The sequence below is a fragment of the Paraburkholderia sp. RL17-380-BIE-A genome, from assembly GCF_046028085.1.
In the GTDB taxonomy this organism is placed as follows: Bacteria; Pseudomonadota; Gammaproteobacteria; order Burkholderiales; family Burkholderiaceae; genus Paraburkholderia.
Genome location: NZ_JARESQ010000010.1, coordinates 176,555 through 189,934, shown reverse-complemented (window position 1 = coordinate 189,934; position 13,380 = coordinate 176,555). Strand labels below are relative to the sequence as shown.

13 protein-coding genes are annotated in these 13,380 nt (G+C 64.2%); 11 read left to right on the top strand and 2 right to left on the bottom strand.

Going from position 1 to position 13,380, the window contains the following annotated elements; translation table 11 throughout:
• The first annotated feature begins 30 nt into the window (after positions 1 to 30).
• Genes P0D68_RS18910 through P0D68_RS18900 form a run of 3 tightly spaced genes read left to right on the top strand, consistent with a single transcriptional unit; the run spans position 31 to position 3,532 of the window.
• Positions 31 to 1,854, top strand: coding sequence for an ABC transporter permease (locus tag P0D68_RS18910; RefSeq protein WP_091801372.1), 1,824 nt, complete (start codon positions 31 to 33; stop codon positions 1,852 to 1,854).
• Positions 1,855 to 1,865: 11 nt separating this feature from the next.
• The gene (locus P0D68_RS18905; RefSeq protein ID WP_408298876.1) at positions 1,866 to 2,735 is read left to right on the top strand and encodes an ABC transporter ATP-binding protein; all 870 of its coding nucleotides are present in this window, start codon (positions 1,866 to 1,868) and stop codon (positions 2,733 to 2,735) included.
• On the top strand, positions 2,732 to 3,532 hold the full coding sequence (locus P0D68_RS18900) for an ABC transporter ATP-binding protein (protein WP_408298874.1): 801 nt from the start codon (positions 2,732 to 2,734) through the stop codon (positions 3,530 to 3,532). Before P0D68_RS18905 ends, P0D68_RS18900 begins: the two co-directional genes overlap by 4 nt.
• Positions 3,533 to 3,704: 172 nt before the next feature.
• Here P0D68_RS18900 and P0D68_RS18895 read toward each other — a convergent pair whose 3' ends face one another.
• Positions 3,705 to 4,517: a VOC family protein gene (locus tag P0D68_RS18895; protein ID WP_408298872.1), complete on the bottom strand. Its 813-nt coding sequence runs from the start codon at positions 4,515 to 4,517 to the stop codon at positions 3,705 to 3,707.
• Between the two features lie 305 nt (positions 4,518 to 4,822).
• Between P0D68_RS18895 and P0D68_RS18890 the strand changes: the two genes are divergently transcribed.
• The 6 genes from P0D68_RS18890 to P0D68_RS18865 all read left to right on the top strand — a co-directional run bounded on the left by P0D68_RS18890 (position 4,823) and on the right by P0D68_RS18865 (position 10,150).
• Positions 4,823 to 5,071 (top strand): hypothetical protein, encoded by a 249-nt coding sequence (locus P0D68_RS18890; protein ID WP_408298870.1) that lies wholly within the window; start codon positions 4,823 to 4,825, stop codon positions 5,069 to 5,071.
• Positions 5,072 to 5,276: 205 nt separating this feature from the next.
• Positions 5,277 to 5,744 carry a rhodanese-like domain-containing protein gene (locus P0D68_RS18885; RefSeq protein ID WP_408298868.1) on the top strand — a complete coding sequence of 156 codons (468 nt, stop codon included), beginning with the start codon at positions 5,277 to 5,279 and terminating at the stop codon, positions 5,742 to 5,744.
• Positions 5,745 to 5,786: 42 nt separating this feature from the next.
• Positions 5,787 to 6,764 carry a serine O-acetyltransferase EpsC gene (epsC, locus tag P0D68_RS18880; protein WP_408298866.1) on the top strand — a complete coding sequence of 326 codons (978 nt, stop codon included), beginning with the start codon at positions 5,787 to 5,789 and terminating at the stop codon, positions 6,762 to 6,764.
• Complete coding sequence (locus P0D68_RS18875; RefSeq protein WP_091801351.1) at positions 6,761 to 7,036, top strand: helix-turn-helix domain-containing protein; 276 nt, start codon at positions 6,761 to 6,763, stop codon at positions 7,034 to 7,036. The genes epsC and P0D68_RS18875 overlap by 4 nt, the downstream gene beginning before the upstream one ends.
• A 107-nt stretch (positions 7,037 to 7,143) precedes the next feature.
• Positions 7,144 to 8,076, top strand: a complete 933-nt coding sequence (locus P0D68_RS18870; RefSeq protein WP_091801348.1) for a family 2A encapsulin nanocompartment shell protein — start codon at positions 7,144 to 7,146, stop codon at positions 8,074 to 8,076.
• Entirely contained in the window at positions 8,051 to 10,150 is a 2,100-nt protein-coding gene (locus P0D68_RS18865) for a family 2A encapsulin nanocompartment cargo protein cysteine desulfurase (protein WP_408298863.1), read from the top strand. Before P0D68_RS18870 ends, P0D68_RS18865 begins: the two co-directional genes overlap by 26 nt.
• Positions 10,151 to 10,308: 158 nt before the next feature.
• Here P0D68_RS18865 and P0D68_RS18860 read toward each other — a convergent pair whose 3' ends face one another.
• Entirely contained in the window at positions 10,309 to 11,664 is a 1,356-nt protein-coding gene (locus P0D68_RS18860; protein WP_408298861.1) for an LLM class flavin-dependent oxidoreductase, read from the bottom strand.
• A gap of 358 nt (positions 11,665 to 12,022) precedes the next feature.
• On the opposite strand from P0D68_RS18860, the gene P0D68_RS18855 reads away from it, so the two are divergent.
• Complete coding sequence (locus P0D68_RS18855; protein WP_286162071.1) at positions 12,023 to 12,334, top strand: hypothetical protein; 312 nt, start codon at positions 12,023 to 12,025, stop codon at positions 12,332 to 12,334.
• Positions 12,335 to 12,532: 198 nt separating this feature from the next.
• Positions 12,533 to 13,351: an ABC transporter substrate-binding protein gene (locus tag P0D68_RS18850; RefSeq protein WP_408298858.1), complete on the top strand. Its 819-nt coding sequence runs from the start codon at positions 12,533 to 12,535 to the stop codon at positions 13,349 to 13,351.
• The last annotated feature ends 29 nt before the right edge of the window (positions 13,352 to 13,380 follow it).

Sequence of the window (13,380 nt, the reverse complement as noted above, 5' to 3'; positions counted from 1 at the left end):
CATCAATGCGGGCTACGGGACTGACACGCTATGACGGCCTGGTTCGACTACACGATCAACGGATTGATCGTCGGCAATATCTATGCGCTGCTGGCGGTCGGCCTCGCGCTGATCTTCGGCGTCTCGCATCTGATCAATTTCGCGCATGGTTCCGTGTACATGGTCGGCGGCTTCATCGGCTGGCTGTGCCTGACGCGGCTCGGCTTGCCGCTGCCGGTCGCGCTCGTCGCGACCATCGCGGGCTGCGCGCTGCTCGGCATCCTTATTGAACGGATCGGCTTGCGGCCGTTGCAGGGCGCCGCGCGTATCGCGCCGCTGCTGGCCACGATCGGCATCAGTTTCGTGCTCGACCAGCTCGCGCAAATCGTCTTCGGCCCGGATCCGCGTCCGGTGCCGAGCCCGTTGCCGGATTGGACGCTCTCGCTCGGCGGGGCGACGCTCGGTTCGCTCGATCTGCTGATCGCGGCGATCGGCATCGGCGCCGCGGCCGTGCTTTACGTGTTCCTGCGCTTCACGCGGCTCGGCTGGGCCGTGCGCGCCACCGCGCAGGATCGCGACGCCGCGCAGCAGATGGGCGTGAACGTGAATGCCGTGAATCAGGCGGTGTTCGCGATTGCTTGCGGGCTCGGCGGCCTGAGCGGTTTGCTGGTCGGCATGTACTACAACAGCATCGATCCGGCGATGGGCTTTCAGGCTACGCTGAAAGGCGTCGTCGCACTGCTGATCGGCGGGCTGGGCAACGTGCCGGGCGCAATCGCCGGCAGCCTGCTGCTGGGGCTGGTGGAGAGCTATGGCGTCGCGTTGTTTGGCACGAGCTATCGCGACCTGTTCGCGTTCGTGCTGCTGCTGGCGTTTCTAGTATGGCGGCCCAACGGGCTCTTCAGTTCGAGCCGCCGGCTGCCGCCCGAGCCGCTCACAGGCACGTTCCTGTCGAACCGCAAGGCGGTCAGGATTCCGCGCCGCGTGATCGTCGCGGTGGTGGCGCTCGCCTTCGTGCTGCCGTTCGCGACCCCATCGGCCTATGTGCTTCAGACGCTGACCAACGGCTGGATCTACGGCCTGCTCGCGCTCAGCCTGACACTCGTCGCGGGGACTGTCGGGCAGATTTCGCTCGGCCACGCGGCACTGCTGCTGATCGGCGCTTATGCGTCGGCGCTGCTCTCGGTGAATCTGGGCTGGTCGCCCGCCGTGACGATTCCGCTCGCCGGCCTCATCACCGCAGCTATCGGCACGCTGCTGGTGTATCCGTCGTTCCGGCTGCGCGGACATTACGTGTCGATTGCCACGCTCGGTATCGGCGAGATCATCGGACTGGTGGTGCTGAACTGGGATAGCCTGACGCGCGGGCCGGTCGGCATCACCGGCATTCCGCCGTTGTCGCTGTTCGGCTGGCAGTTGACGGGCGTGCGTGCGGTTTACTGGTTCACGCTTGCGGTACTCGTGCTGCTTGCGCTGCTGCAAGTACGGCTGCTGCGCTCGCATCTGGGCCGCACATGGCGCGCGATCCGCGAGGACGACGTCGCGGCGCGCGCGTATGGCGTGCGGCCCAACCGCTACAAGGCCATCGCATTCGCGTGCGGTGGACTGGCGGCCGGCATCGGGGGCGGCATTGCGGCGCATCTGTACAGCTACATCAACTATCAGACCTTCGACTCGCAAGTGTCGATCCTTGCGCTCACCATGGTGATCCTCGGCGGCCTGGGCAGCGTGGTTGGCGCGGTGGCGGGGGCGATCGCACTCATCAGCCTGCCCGAACTATTCCGCTTCGCCGCCGATTACCGGATGCTGATCTACGGCGTGATTCTGCTTCTGCTGGTGCGCTTCAGGCCACAGGGCCTGTTCGGCGCGGTATGACGGGGACGACCATGACAACTTCTTCCAGTGGTGGTGCGGACATTCTGTTCGACGTGCGGCGCGTGACGCGGCGCTTCGGCGGCCTCGTCGCCGTCGACGAGGTCAACCTGTCGGTTGCGCGCGGCGAATGCGTGAGCGTGATCGGACCGAACGGCGCGGGTAAATCCACGCTGTTCAATCTGCTGACCGGAATCGATACGCCCGACTCCGGCTCGGTGCGCTTCGGCAGCGAAGACGTGACCGGCATGGCGCCGGAACAGCTCGCCGCGCGCGGCGTCGCCCGGACGTTCCAGCATGGGCGGGTGTTCGGCAACCTGAGCGTGCTGGACAATGTGCTGATCGGCGCGCACGCGCGTCTTGCGATGACGCGGCGCGGCTGGCCCGTTGTTGGAGCGTTCGCCGAAGTGCTGCGCGCGCTGGTCGGGCCCGCGGCGGTGCGCCGCGAGGAAGCCGAATTGCGCGACGAAGTGAAGGCACTGCTTGCGCGCTTCGGCACACGCCTCGCGCCTCGCATCGACGAGCCGGCGCACAGCCTTTCGTACGCGAACCGCCGGCGTGTCGAGATTGCGCGCGCGCTGGCGCTGCGTCCGCGCATTCTCTTGCTCGACGAGCCGACTGCCGGCATGAACGAGTCCGAGACCGCGGAAATGCTCGAACTGATTCTCGAACTGAAACGCGACGGACTCACGATCCTGCTGATCGAACACAAGCTCGACCTGGTGATGCGTCTCTCCGACCGGGTGCTCGTACTCGACGACGGCCGCAAGATCGCGTCAGGTTTGCCGGACGAGGTGCGCAACGATCCCGCGGTAATCGAAGCCTACCTTGGGCATCGACAGGTCGGCGCGCAGGCCGGCCGCAACGAAACGGCCGCCGCATGACGAGCTCCACCCTGCATCTCGTGTCGTCGAATGATTTACCCACAACTGAACAAGCCATGACAGAGCCGTTGCTGACACTCGACCAGATCGACACGTTCTATGGGCAGATTCAGGTGCACTTCGGCCTGAATCTCAGCATTGGACGCGGCGAGATCGTGAGCCTGCTGGGGGGCAACGCAAGCGGCAAATCGACGGCGATGAAAGTGATCCTCGGCCTGCACAAACCGCGAAACGGTACGATCAACTTCGACGGCAAGCCGTTGAACGGCCTGCCGACCTCGCAGATCGTGCGGCGCGGAATCGCTTCCGTGCCGGAAGCGCGCCGCCTGTTCGGCGACATGACAGTGCGCGAGAACCTGCTGATGGGAGCCTTCACGCGCAACGACCGCGCCGGCATCGCCGCGGACTATGAACGCATGCTCGACCTGTTCCCCCGCGTGAAAGAGCGCCTGACGCAACGCGCCGGCACGCTTTCGGGCGGTGAGCAGCAGATGCTGGCCATGGCCCGCGCGCTGATGAGCCGCCCGGCGCTCGTCTGTATGGACGAGCCGACCATGGGGCTGTCGCCGCTCTATGTCGACAAGGTGCTCGAACTGATTCAGACCATCAACCGCCAGGGCATTACGTTCTTCATGGTCGAGCAGAATGCGAGCCTTGCCTTGCAGATCGCGCATCGCGGCTATGTGTTGCAGACCGGCCGCGTGGTGTTGTCCGGCACCGCAAGCGAACTGCTCGGCGATCAACGGATTCGCGATGCTTATCTTGGCGGGTCGCTTGCGGCGGAAACGGCATCGTGAGCGGGAGGCTATAGCGTTCGCGGCACGGCGCGGGCCGTTGCCGTAGCGTCCCTTGTCCTTTGCGGCGCGACGGTGGCCGGTGGGCGCGATGAACATAGCGGGCGGCCGGAGCGGCAGGCCGTCGGCGATCAGTCGGCGGTCAGTTGACGGCCGACTCTCCGACATTCGGGGATCAGGAACCCGCCACGAGTTCGAGGGTGGCACCGTGTGTGAGTTCGCGCGCGAATTCACGCGGCGAGCCACCTGCATGCGTTTCCAATGCAACGGCGAAGACGCCTTCGCCGCGTGTGGCCAGATAATCCCGAATGCCGGATGCCAGACCTTCAATAGGTTCGTGAGGCGGGCGTGACGGGCTGACGAGCGTCAACGTCGTCGTGCCGAGCGGCAGGATCGCGAACCGGATACCGTACCCTGGCAAAGGCGCGCGCTGCACGCTGAATTCACCGAGCAGCGCACGATACCGCGCGAGGCTGGCATCCAGATCGTGCACGGCAAGCGTGATGTTCGCCACGCCGCGCGCGCCGTTGGCGTGATGGCGCACGTCACCTTCGGCAACGCGTAAGCGGCGCGGTGTCAAATCCCCGCACAGAAAGGGCAGGTCGGCGCTGCGCGGCTTGCCGATCTGCCATTCGAGCCGCTCGCCGTCAGGGCGCACGCGTCCGCCGGCAATCGGGCCGTCGTAGAGCAGGCCGCGCCCGTGAGCGGCATCGATCGTTGCCGCGACCGACTGCGGCAGGAGCGCGAAATCGACGAAGCCGTCGCCGACCCGATTGCCGGCGTCCCACCAGCGATGTTCCGGTGCGTCCCGCAGAAAGGCGATCAGTTCGAAATAGCTGCCGTCCGCGAAACCGATCAGCGCGTTGTGAGTGGCGCCGTCGGCGTGCGTGCCGCCGCGCTGCACCGTAAAGCCGAGTGCGCTGAAATGAGCGATGGTCTGTTCGAGATCCTGCACGCGGATCACGACGTGGTCGAGTGAAAGGGACATGCCGGCTTGACTCCTCAGGAGGGTGACCGATGAGTATGCGAAGCCGTGGGCAAAAACACTAGCAACGGATTGTCGATTGCATAGTGCGGTGCGTGGATAGTCGCGCCAGGCTTTGCCGAGTTACTTTATCCGCGCGCACCGGGCGACTGAACCGATTTATTCTCGCAACCTTATTCCGTCATCCGCACGCCCGGCGTCATTTGCGTTTGATACGTTCCACGAAAACCAATCCACAAAACCTTGTTTGCGCTTCGTTTTTCTGGCCGTTAGATTCGTTCGTATGGCAACGAATCGACGGAGGCCGTATGGCCACGCTTTCAGCGACATTTTTCCAGGTCGGACTTCGACATCCCATTCGCGCCCTGAAAAAGCAGTTCGCAAGGCGCGCGCCGATTGCGTTTGATCAATCGGCCGGCGAAAGGCCTGTTCCCAATGACGGTGCCCAATCGCAGGAGCGGCTCGAACGCATCGCCGCCTACGCACGCTCCGGGTACTTCCATATGGAATACACCGCCGGCATGTTCGTCGTGCCGCTGGAAATACCGCCGGATTGAGGCGACTGCGGACAGCAGGCCGGCGCGGCGCATCGGCAATCCCGAGCGGGAGCGACCAAACCGATGCTTCTTTAGAAATCACAATTAATTGGTTCGGCTTCGGCCTTCGATCTTTCATAGTGTCTCCTGATGGCTATAGACGGTTGCTTTCACCGTTGGCCCTGAACCGGCGCGTAAGGATGCGCGCGATATCGAAGGAGACGTCATGACGCTTGATCTCGTAGAACGACCCACCCACGCGCTGCTCGAAGCCGCTCGATCCCGCGCCGCCGAAGCCGGCCTGTCCTACGCCGGTGGCGTGTCGCCGCAGGATGCATGGGCACTCGTGCAGGCCGGCAACGCTGTCTTGGTGGACGTGCGCACCACCGAAGAACGCAAATTTGTCGGACTCGTGCCCGACAGTTTGCATGTCGCGTGGGCGACCGGTACGAGTCTGACGCGCAATCCGCGTTTTGTGCGTGAGCTGGAAGCGAAGACGGGCAAAGATGCCGTCGTGCTGCTGCTGTGCCGCAGCGGCAACCGTTCCGCGCTGGCCGCGGAAGCCGCCGCGAAGGCCGGCTTCACGCAGGTTTTCAATGTACTGGAAGGTTTTGAGGGAGAGCTGGACGACGCGCAACGGCGCGGCGCCAGCAATGGATGGCGTTTTCACGGGCTGCCGTGGATTCAGGACTGAAAAGCCTGATCGCTCACGCTGCACTTTAGGGGAGTCACCACTGTGGCTGTGTTTGATGTCGATGAGATTGTCGAGGCGCTTCAGACAGTCCGCCAGCAATGGCGCGAAGTGCAGAAACGCTCGCTCGAACCGGGCGGGCGCGAATTGCCGGGGCGCGAAGCGCTCGCGGAGATCATCGATACGCTCAAGGGCGTGCTGTTTCCGATGCGCCTGGGTCCGCTCGATCTGCGTCAGGAAAGCGAAAACTTCTATGTCGGGCACGCGCTCGACGCCGCGCTGCATGCGCTGTTGAGCCAGGCGCGGCTGGAGCTGCATTACCGCAGCCGGCATCATCCGCCGCCTGCCGCGACGATCGAGGCTCAGGCGGGCATTGCGGTGCGCGCGTTTGCCGCGCGCTTGCCGGCGATTCGCAGCCTGCTCGACAGCGACGTGCTGGCGGCGTTTCACGGGGACCCCGCAGCCGGCAGCGTGGATGAAGTGCTGCTGTGTTACCCCGGCGTGCTCGCGATGATCCATCACCGGCTGGCGCACGAGCTATATGGGCTGGGTTTGCAGCTGCTGGCGCGCATTGTCGCCGAACTCGCGCATGCGCAAACCGGCATCGACATCCATCCTGGTGCCAAGATCGGCGCGGGGTTTTTCATCGATCACGGCACGGGCGTGGTGATTGGCGAGACAGCCGTGATCGGCGAGCGCGTGCGGCTCTATCAGGCCGTCACGCTGGGCGCGAAGCGTTTTCCACGCGATGCGCAAGGGCATCTGGAAAAGGGCCATGCGCGCCATCCGATCGTCGAGGACGACGTGGTGATCTACGCGGGCGCGACCATTCTCGGCCGCGTCACACTGGGCCGGGGTTCGGTGATTGGCGGCAATGTCTGGCTCACGCAGGATGTCGAGCCGGGCTCGCACGTGACGCAGGCCGTGTCGCGCAACGAGGGCACCGGCGCCGCCGCGAATGGCGAGCGCACGCCGCGCGGTCATGCAGACGAGCTTCCCGTCGCGGCGGGAGCCGCGCGATGAGCGGACTCGTCAGGGAGTTCGGCGCCGCGGTGCGGCGTCTGCGTGAGACACGCGGCTGGTCTCAGGAGCAACTCGCGGAATACGCGGGACTCAACCGCTCGTATGTCGGCGAGGTTGAACGGGGCTCGGCCATCGCGTCGATCGTCACGGTCGACAAGCTTGCCCGCGCATTCCAGGTGCCGATCGAGCACCTGCTCACCCTGTCTTCCGAAGCCTCGGGCATTGCAGTGCTCGCGCGCTCTGCGTTCGTCGATCCGCCGTCCGTGAGGTAGATCAACGTTTGCCGTCTATAGCATGTTGAAGCGCAGGGGTGGCCTCCCGATAATCGCTTTCGCTCATAAGCTTTCCCGTTTTTCTTCTATCAATCCCGGAGCTTCAGATGACAGCAACAGTGGGCGGCCTGACGGCGCTCGGCGATAACGCAGCACGGCAACTAGCCAATGCCACCAAAACCGTTCCGCAACTGGCCACGATCACGCCGCGTTGGCTCACCCATCTGCTGCAATGGCTGCCGGTCGAGGCAGGCATTTATCGCCTGAATCAGGTGAAGAATCCCGAAGCCGTGGTGGCCGCCTGCACCGCGCGTGAAGATGAAAGCATCCTGCCGCGCACCTTCGTGCCCTACGAAGAGCAACCGCGCGAGTACTTCCTGAATGCCGTCAGCACGGTCCTCGACGTGCACACGCGGATCTCGGATCTCTACAGCAGCCCGCACGATCAGATCAAGGAACAACTGCGCCTCACGATCGAGACGATCAAGGAATTGCAGGAAAGCCAGTTGATCAACAATCCGGATTACGGCCTGCTCGCCAACGTGGCGGAAGAACAGCGCGTGTTTCCGCTGACCGGCGCGCCGACGCCCGACGACCTCGACGAACTGCTGACCAAGGTCTGGAAGGAGCCGGCGTTCTTCCTGACACATCCGCTCGCGATCGCCGCGTTCGGCCGCGAATGCACGCGCCGTGGCGTGCCGCCGCCGACGGTCAGCCTGTTCGGCTCGCAGTTCCTGACGTGGCGCGGCATTCCGCTGATTCCGTCGGACAAGGTGCCGGTGGCCGACGGCAAGACCAAGATTCTGCTGCTGCGCGTGGGCGACAAGCGCCAGGGCGTGGTCGGTCTGTTCCAGCCGGGCGTGGCCGGCGAGCAGGGGCCGGGTCTGTCGGTGCGCTTCATGGGCATCAACAATCACGCGATCGCGTCGTATCTGATCTCGCTCTATTGCTCGCTCGCCGTGCATTCGCCGGACGCGCTGGCAGTTCTCGATGACGTGGAGATCGGCAAGTACCATGACTACCCAGACACCTACAAGTAAGCCCATGGATAGCGTCCTGCCGCACGATGTGCCGAGCGGTCCGCCCGGGGGCTTGCCTGCGGGTTTGCCTGACCCTGCCACGTTGGCGTCGCTGGCGAATGCGTTCTTTTCGGCGTTGCCGGGCAACCCGCCGCAGTCAGGCGCGACGCCAGGGCTCGCCGGCACGCTGCCGTTCACGGCGCCGGTGACCAGCGAGATCAGCAACCCTGCGCCGGCGGGTTCGCCGCTCGCCGGTCCCGGCGGCACGGGCACCGGTGTGCCCGGTGCAGCGTTGCCGCAGGGGCATGTGCCCGGCGCCAACCTGTTGCCCTCGTCGCCGACGCATGTGCTGTCGCTGGGTAATCGCGCGCCCGCATTGGCGCCGCATGCGACGGCGCAGAACGGCTTGCCGGACAGCGTGGTGACCATTGCGCCCGCACTCGATCCGCGCTTTGGCGGCTCCGCGCTGGGTGTGCCGGAGGGACACGGCGCGCAGCGTCCGTCCGCGGGCGGCGCTTCGCCGGTGACACCCGCGTCGCCGGTTTCGCCGGCGTCCGCCTCGCCGTTTTATTTTCTCGGCGAATCGGGTCAACCTCGCGCCGCGTCAGCTGCGTCGCCGGATATCGTCGTGCCGGTCTGGAACGAGGTGAGTGCGCAATCGTTCGGTCTGCCCGGTGTCGATGAGCCGCTTGCCGAGCAACGTTTCCCGTATGACCGTCCGGCTGCATCGCATGCCGCGCATGCCGCGCCATCGTCCACGCCCGCGGAACACCCGGGCGGCTCGCACTACTTCCTGAATCTGAACGAGCCGTCGCGCGTTCCAGGGCAGGCAGCCGGCGCGTCGCAAGGTGTGCCGCATGCGGGGCCGTCCGCTCATCCGCCGTTCGATGTGAATGCGATTCGCCGCGATTTCCCGATTCTGCAGGAGCGTGTGAACGGCCGTCAGCTGGTGTGGTTCGACAATGCCGCGACCACGCACAAACCGCAGGCGGTGATCGACCGGCTGGCGTATTTTTATGCGCATGAGAACTCGAACATCCATCGGGCGGCTCATGCGTTGGCCGGCCGCGCCACCGACGCATACGAAGCCGCGCGCAGCAAGGTGCAGCGTTTCATCGGTGCGGCGTCGCCGGAGGAAATCATCTTCGTGCGCGGCACTACCGAGGCGATCAACCTGGTCGCGAAGACGTGGGGCGTGAAGCATGTGGGCGAGGGTGACGAGATCATCGTCTCGCACCTCGAGCATCACGCCAATATCGTGCCGTGGCAGCAGCTTGCCGCGCAAACCGGTGCGAAGCTGCGCGTGATTCCGGTCGACGACAGCGGCCAGGTATTGCTCGACGAATACCGGCGGCTGCTCAATGACCGCACGAAAATCGTCTCCGTCACGCAGGTGTCGAATGCGCTCGGGACGGTGGTGCCGGTCAAGGAGATCGTCGAGCTCGCGCATCGGGCCGGCGCGAAGGCGCTGGTCGATGGGGCGCAGTCGGTGTCGCATATGCGGGTGGATGTGCAGGCGATCGACGCGGACTTCTTCGTGTTCTCGGGTCACAAGGTGTTCGGTCCGACCGGCATCGGCGTGGTCTACGGCAAGCGCGCGATTCTGGAGGACATGCCGCCGTGGCAGGGTGGCGGCAACATGATCGCCGACGTCACGTTCGAGCGCACGGTGTTCCAGCCGCCGCCGAATCGTTTCGAAGCCGGCACGGGCAATATCGCCGATGCAGTGGGTCTGGGCGCGGCGATCGACTACGTTCAACGCGTCGGCATCGAGAATATCGCGCGCTACGAGCACGATCTGCTCGCGTATGCGACGAGCGTGCTGCAACCGGTGCCCGGTGTACGCTTGATCGGCACTGCGCGCGACAAGGCCAGTGTGTTGTCCTTCGTGCTGAAAGGCTACGAGACCGAGGAGGTCGGGCAGGCGCTCAACGAAGAGGGCATTGCCGTGCGCTCGGGGCATCACTGTGCGCAGCCGATCTTGCGACGCTTTGGCGTCGAGGCGACCGTGCGGCCATCTCTCGCGTTCTATAACACCTGCGATGAAGTCGATGCGCTAGTGTCTGTAGTGCGACGGTTGTCTTCGCGACGCTGAATACAGGCGGTGGCCGGCTACGGCTGCCGCCTTTTTACCGAATGAAACCTGTCAGTGGTAACGCTTGCGTTTGCCGCTTTCTCAATCTGCCGCGTGAGGTGCCACTGGCACCACTCCCACTTCTGCGCGACACGCCGTATGACGGCTCGGTTGAGCGTTCAAACGGTCGCTGCCGCTTCCCGTGTTTCGAGGTGGCGGCTCACGGGCCGCTGCAAACCGAAGTGCTCACGCAACGTACGGCCTTCATACTCGGTGCGGAAAATGCCGCGCTGTTGCAATAGCGGCACCACGCCGTCCGCGAAATCCTGCAAGCCGCCCGGCAAAACATCCGGCATCAGGTTGAAACCATCGGCGGCGCCGCCTTTGAACCAGTGTTCGATATCGTCGGCGATCTGTTCCGGTGTGCCGACAATGACACGGTGCCCGCCACCGCCGGCCAGCGCGCGGATCAACTGGCGCGCCGTGTAGCCATTCGCACGAGCTTGCGCGAGCGTGACATGGAAGAACGTGTGATTGCCGTTGCCGCCACCGGGCAGTGAAAGATCGTCCGGCAGACGTTCGTCGAGTTTCAACCGCTCGACGCTCACACCCAATATGCCCGCCAGACGCGTCAGGCTGTAAGTCCACGGAATCAGATCCACCAGTTCGTCGCGACGACGCAAGGCTTGCGCCTCGGTTGCGCCGATGATGGTGGTGAGGCCGGGCAGCACGCGGATCGCGTCGTTGCCGCGCCCCAATGCCGCGGCGCGCGACTTGAGCTCGCGAGCATAAGAAGCCGCTTCGTCGAACGACTGTGACGCGGAGAAGACCGCTTCCGCGTGACGGGACGCAAGCTCGCGTCCATCCACCGAGCCGCCGGCCTGGATCAGCACCGGGTGGCCCTGAGCACTGCGCGGCAGATTGAACGGGCCATCCACGCTGAAATATTTGCCGCGATGGTCGATGCGATGCACCTTCGCCGCGTCGACGAAACGGCCATCTACCTTGTCGCCGATAAAGGCGTCGTCTTCCCAGCTATCCCACAGCGCCTTCACGACCTCCGTGAATTCGGCGGCGCGTTCGTAGCGCTCGGCATGATTAGGCACCGCCTCGCGGCCGAAGTTGCGCGCCGAACCGAGATCGGCGGTCGTCACGATGTTCCAGCCCGCGCGCCCCGCGCTGAGATGATCGAGCGTGGCAAAGCGCCGCGCGATGTTATACGGCTCGTTGTAGCTCGTCGACGCCGTGCCGATCACACCGATATGCGTCGTGGCCGCAGCAATGCCGGCGAGCAGCACGGTCGGCTCCAGCGCCGTGATCGGCCGGAAGTCGATCTGATCGGCGATCGACGCATTGTCGGCGAGAAACACGGCGTCGAACTTCGCCGCCTCGGCGATCTGCGCAACGCGAACATAGTGAGCGATATCGATGAACGCGCGCGGATCCGCGTCTTCGGTAAGCCAGGCGGAAGGCACGAAGCCCGAGTGGAGAATGTTGACGTTCAGATGGAGCTGGCGCGGCGGGTCGTTTCTCATGGGTCTGGTCGAATGCGGGAAGGGCCAGCAACGAAGGAGCAAAGGCATCTGGCCGACTCTTCAATTGTCGATTGGCTGTGCATTCGAGACCACTAACGATTTCTGGCATCGATATGTCGGCAACGACTAAGGTTCGCCGCCATGCAAGACCAGCATGATGCCGCGCAGCGTTCGGGCCGCCACCGTGATTTACGATGTGCCGCTCGCTTCATAACCATATCGGAACTCGGTCTTTCCAAATTCGCGCCAACACTGCCATGCTTTGACTCAGGCCGTGCGCGGTGTCAGCGCGCGGCGTCTATTTCATAACCGCAGTGACCCACCTTTATCGAGTATGGATCCGTTGATCGAGAGTCTGATGCTGAAAATGAGGCACAGCCGCGTCTATACGGCTGTGACTTTCGCCCGTTTGTTCGGCGTATCGGAGAAAGCGGTCGAAGCCGCGCTCGCCACGCTGATCGCCAGCGGCAAGGTGCGCACGTGCATCAACGCCCGGCGCGATGTCGGCTACTGTTTGTCGGGCGCGACGCCGGTCTGCGCGTCGCCGCTTGAGCCCGATGTAACCACTGTCGCCACGCCGCCTTTGACGCGCCGCGTGGACGGCGCGCTGGCGGGCTACGACAGGCAACTCGATGCGCACCGCTCGCTCGCCATGCTCGTGCGCCGCTGAGTCGTCCGACTTATCTGTTCACGACACCTGTTCGCGATCTCGGCCATAGACGCCAGGGGTTATCAGCAACGCTGCTTAGCACCTGAAAATTGCTTGGTTTGTGCCGTCCGCGAGCGTTGTTAGAGTCCACGTCTCACGCTAAGGGCACGCGCCGTTCGACCTCGCGCGCGGCCCATTAAAACAACAGGAAACACCGTTATGAATCTCAGAGTGCTTGGCGCAGTGATCGCCGGAAGTCTGCTTCTCATGTCCGCTGCCGCGCATGCGGATCGTCTCGACGACATCAAGAAAGCGGGCGTGTTGCGCGTAGCCGCTTTCGATAGCAATCCGCCGTTCGGTTTCGTCGATCCGAAGAGCAATCAGATCGTCGGGCTCGACGTCGACTATGCGCGAGCGCTCGCCACGCGCCTCGGCGTCAAGCTCGAGATCCAGCCGACCAATCCGGCCAATCGCATTGCTTTCCTGAAGTCGGGCAAGGTGGATCTGGTGTTTGCCAACTTTACGATTACCGACGATCGCAAGAAGGAGGTGGATTTCAGCACCCCCTATTTTGCGTCTGGCACGCAATTCATTGCGAAGAAGGGCACGCTTACCTCGCCGCAACAATTGAACGGTTTGCGGATCGGCGCGGACAAAGGCACGACCAATGAGCAGCAGGTGCGTGCGCAATTCCCGAGCGCCACGATCATTGCTTATGACGACACGCCGTTCGCCTTCGCCGCGCTGCGCACGGGCAACGTGCAGGCGATCACGCAAGACGGACCGAAGCTCGTCGCGTTGCTCGCGAAGGTGCCGGACAAGGCGAACTACGAGATCCCGCCGTTCACGATCTCCAACGACTACGAAGGCGTGGGCGTGCCGAAGGGCGAGACGCGCCTGCTGAATGTCGTCAACGATACGCTGAAGGATCTCGAAGCCAAGGGCACGGCCGGCACGATCTACGACACCTGGTTCGGCCCGAAGAGCGCCGCGCCGTTGCCGCGCCTGTTCAGGATCGGCGATCCGCAGAAGAGCTGACGCGCCTCGCTTCACAGCCGCCTCCACAT

Coding starts and splice junctions, on each gene's coding strand:
- P0D68_RS18910 (WP_091801372.1), top strand. CDS start 31: ATGACGGCCTGGTTCGACTACACGATCAACGGATTGATCGTCGGCAAT.
- P0D68_RS18905 (WP_408298876.1), top strand. CDS start 1,866: ATGACAACTTCTTCCAGTGGTGGTGCGGACATTCTGTTCGACGTGCGG.
- P0D68_RS18900 (WP_408298874.1), top strand. CDS start 2,732: ATGACGAGCTCCACCCTGCATCTCGTGTCGTCGAATGATTTACCCACA.
- P0D68_RS18895 (WP_408298872.1), bottom strand. CDS start 4,517: ATGTCCCTTTCACTCGACCACGTCGTGATCCGCGTGCAGGATCTCGAA.
- P0D68_RS18890 (WP_408298870.1), top strand. CDS start 4,823: ATGGCCACGCTTTCAGCGACATTTTTCCAGGTCGGACTTCGACATCCC.
- P0D68_RS18885 (WP_408298868.1), top strand. CDS start 5,277: ATGACGCTTGATCTCGTAGAACGACCCACCCACGCGCTGCTCGAAGCC.
- P0D68_RS18875 (WP_091801351.1), top strand. CDS start 6,761: ATGAGCGGACTCGTCAGGGAGTTCGGCGCCGCGGTGCGGCGTCTGCGT.
- P0D68_RS18870 (WP_091801348.1), top strand. CDS start 7,144: ATGACAGCAACAGTGGGCGGCCTGACGGCGCTCGGCGATAACGCAGCA.
- P0D68_RS18865 (WP_408298863.1), top strand. CDS start 8,051: ATGACTACCCAGACACCTACAAGTAAGCCCATGGATAGCGTCCTGCCG.
- P0D68_RS18860 (WP_408298861.1), bottom strand. CDS start 11,664: ATGAGAAACGACCCGCCGCGCCAGCTCCATCTGAACGTCAACATTCTC.
- P0D68_RS18855 (WP_286162071.1), top strand. CDS start 12,023: ATGCTGAAAATGAGGCACAGCCGCGTCTATACGGCTGTGACTTTCGCC.
- P0D68_RS18850 (WP_408298858.1), top strand. CDS start 12,533: ATGAATCTCAGAGTGCTTGGCGCAGTGATCGCCGGAAGTCTGCTTCTC.